Source organism: Deltaproteobacteria bacterium (genome assembly GCA_011773515.1).
Lineage (GTDB): Bacteria > Desulfobacterota > Deferrimicrobia > J040 > J040 > WVXK01.
Window position 1 is genome coordinate 353 of record WVXK01000038.1, and the last position, 813, is coordinate 1,165.

At 56.8% G+C, this 813-nt stretch carries 1 protein-coding gene; it reads right to left on the reverse strand.

The genetic code is table 11. The features are described from left to right. On the reverse strand, positions 1 to 512 hold a 512-nt coding region (locus tag GTN70_04010), incomplete at its 3' end, for a flippase-like domain-containing protein (GenBank protein NIO16154.1). Positions 513 to 813: the final 301 nt, after the last annotated feature.

The following is an 813-nucleotide window of genomic DNA, read 5'->3' on the forward strand; positions in this document are numbered from 1 at the left end:
AAGCTGACCACCAACCCGGACGGTTCGTACTGCACAATAAAAACCACGGACCCCACGATGAGGCCACCCAACGTCGTCGCCATGGAAAGAATGCGGTGGCTCACCACTGAAGCCACGATCTTCCCCGTATCATCGTGAGAATCCTTGTGCATCAGATACGCACGGGACACTTCGCCGCTCACCGATTCAGCGGGAATCAGCAAGTCTACGAACGCGCCGACCCACGTGAACAGCAACGTCCTCCGAAATGTCGTCGTCACGGAAAGCACCCGCAACAGATCCGACCACGTCAACGCGTAGAAAGTCGTGCTCAGCAGGAACGTGAGGAAAGCCAAGGCGTAGACCACCGGATCGACGAGCAGCAGAATCGTCGTGAACTCGCTGAACCCCACGAAAAAATAGGTGTAGATGAGAAACACGAACAACCCGAGCAGCAGAAGCGGAAAGCCCTTGCGCAAGATCGAACGTCGCTCAATGTCCATCGACGGCCACACCAACAATGCATAGAGCAAGATGCGCAACTCCGTTTTATCTTCTTCGCAACGAAAGTCGATTCACAAGAGAAGACCGAAGGCTCTCACCAACGGACGCGAGAACGCTGCCTGCAGCCACACCAGTCCTGGCCATGGCCACGCCGCCGAGAAACCCATCCTTGCCCCGGGTCAGCACCGGGTTCTGGCCGAAAAACGGGAACGAAGCGCATCCGCCACCGCAGCTCAAAGCTTTAATTGCGTCTGCTGCCCTTCCTAGCTTATGGACATCGTCCCGTTCATCATCACCATCATCGTCGTCACCGCGTCGGGAGCCCTAGCC